Genomic DNA, 2,419 nt, shown 5'->3' with positions numbered 1-2,419 from the left:
TACCCCATCAACGCCATGGGCAAGTCCAAGGCCATGATGGAGTCCATCATCTACGCCAACGCCCGCAACGGCGCCGGCCGCACCACCATCTGCTGCACCCGCTACGGCAACGTCATGTGCTCGCGCGGCAGCGTCATCCCGCTGTTCATCGACCGCATCCGCAAGGGCGAGCCGCTCACGGTCACCGACCCCAACATGACCCGCTTCCTTATGAACCTCGATGAGGCCGTCGACCTGGTGCAGTTCGCCTTCGAGCACGCCAACCCCGGCGACCTGTTCATCCAGAAGGCCCCCGCCTCCACGATCGGCGACCTCGCCGAGGCCGTGCAGGAGGTCTTCGGCCGCGTGGGCACCCAGGTCATCGGCACCCGCCACGGCGAGAAGCTCTACGAGACCCTCATGACCCGCGAGGAGCGACTGCGCGCCGAGGACATGGGCGGCTACTACCGCGTGGCCTGCGACTCGCGCGACCTGAACTACGACAAGTTCGTCGTGGACGGCGAGGTGGAGACCCAGGCCGACGAGTCCTACACCTCCCACAACACCGAGAGGCTCGACGTGGAGGGCACCATCGCCAAGATCAAGACCGCCGAGTACGTGCAGCTGGCACTCGAGGGCCGCGAGCACGAGGCGGTGCAGTAGGGTGCGCGTCCTCGTCACCGGCGCCAGGGGCTTCGTCGGCAGGAACCTCTGCTGCGCGCTGAAGAACATAAGGGACGGCAAGGACCGCCGCGCCAAATACCAGGCACTCCTTCCCCTCGAGGTCATGGAGTACGACATCGACTCGACGCCCGGGGAGCTGGAGGACTACTGCTCCCGCGCCGACTTCGTCTTCAACCTGGCCGGCGTCAACCGCCCAAAGGAGCAATCCGAGTTCATGGAGGGCAACTTCGGGTTCGCCTCCACGCTGCTCGAGACGCTCGAGCGACACGGCAACAGGTGCCCCGTCATGCTCTCCAGCTCCGCGCAGGCGAGCCTGTCGGGCCGCTTCGAGGGCTCGGCCTACGGCGAGTCCAAGCTGGCGGGGGAGGGCCTGTTCCGCGAGTACTCGGAGCGCACCGGGGCGCCGGTGCTCATCTACCGCTTCCCCAACCTCTACGGCAAGTGGTGCCGCCCGCGGTACAACTCCGCCGTGGCCACCTTCTGCGACGCCATCGCCAACGGCCGCCCCTACACCGTCAACGACCCCTCCGTCGAGCTGGAGCTCCTCTACATCGACGACCTGGTCGACGAGATGCTGGGTGCGCTGCTGGGGCGTGAGCACCGCTGCGGATACGACGGGCTGGAGCGCGTCGACGGTGACGGGTTCTGCTACGTCCCGGAGACCGATGTGAAGACCCTGGGCGAGATCGTCTGCCTGCTCGACGGCTTCCGAGATAGCCGCGAGACGCTCTCGGTGCCCGACCTGACCGAGGGCTCCTTCTCCAAGAAGCTCTGGAGCACGTTCCTGTCCTACTACGAGCCGGGGAACTTCTCCTATGGCCTCAAGCCCAACGTGGACGCGCGCGGCTCGTTCACCGAGTTCCTGCGCACGCCCGAGCGCGGCCAGGTCTCGATCAACGTGTCCAGGCCCGGGATCACCAAGGGCAACCACTGGCACATGAGCAAGTGGGAGAGGTTTCTGGTGGTGTCCGGCACCGCGTCGATCAAGCTCAGGAAGGTGGGGGAGGACGCCGACGGCAACCCGTTCCCCGTCGACGAGTATGTCGTCTCGGGTTCCGACATGCGAGCCGTGGAGATGATCCCCGGCTACACGCACTCCATCACCAACCTGTCCGACACCGAGGACCTCGTGACGGTCATGTGGGCCAACGAGCCCTTCGACCCCGAGAACCCCGACACCTACTACGAGGAGGTCTAGCCGCATGGGCAAGGACTATTCCGATATCGCATTCGAGGACGACGGCCGACTGAAGCTGCTGATCATCGTGGGCACCCGCCCCGAGGTCATCCGCCTGTCCGAGGTCATCAAGAAGTGCCGCCGCCACTTCGACTGCCTGCTGGCGCACACCGGCCAGAACTACGACTACACTCTCAACGGCATCTTCTTCCGCGACCTGTCGCTCGCCGACCCCGACGTCTACCTGGACGCCGTGGGCGCCGACCTGGGCGAGACCGTGGGCAACATCATCGCCGCGAGCTACAGGCTCATGGTCGAGGTCAAGCCCGACGCCCTTCTGATCCTGGGAGACACCAACAGCTGCCTGTCCGCCATCGCGGCCAAGCGTCTGCACATCCCCATCTTCCACATGGAGGCCGGCAACCGCTGCAAGGACGAGTGCCTGCCCGAGGAGACCAACCGCCGCATCGTCGACGTGATCTCCGACGTCAACCTGGCCTACTCCGAGCACGCCCGCCGCTACCTCAAGGACACCGGCTGCGCCCCGGAGCGCACCTACGTCACGGGCTCTCCCATGGC

The 2,419-nt window shown here is 66.1% G+C and carries 3 protein-coding genes; all 3 read left to right on the top strand.

Annotated features, from left to right (window positions below; translation table 11 throughout):
* Positions 1 to 642, top strand: a 642-nt coding sequence (locus AAA138_RS09750; protein ID WP_349090659.1) for a polysaccharide biosynthesis protein, incomplete at its 5' end; no start/stop codon positions are given.
* 1 nt (position 643) lies between these two features.
* Entirely contained in the window at positions 644 to 1,861 is a 1,218-nt protein-coding gene (locus AAA138_RS09745; RefSeq protein WP_349090658.1) for an NAD-dependent epimerase/dehydratase family protein, read from the top strand.
* Positions 1,862 to 1,865: 4 nt separating this feature from the next.
* Positions 1,866 to 2,419, top strand: a 554-nt coding sequence (locus AAA138_RS09740; RefSeq protein WP_349090657.1) for a UDP-N-acetylglucosamine 2-epimerase, incomplete at its 3' end; no start/stop codon positions are given.

Origin of the sequence: Collinsella sp. CLA-JM-H32B, from assembly GCF_040098065.1 — a bacterium.
In the GTDB taxonomy this organism is placed as follows: domain Bacteria; phylum Actinomycetota; class Coriobacteriia; order Coriobacteriales; family Coriobacteriaceae; genus Collinsella.
This window is presented reverse-complemented; position numbering and strand designations above follow the sequence as displayed.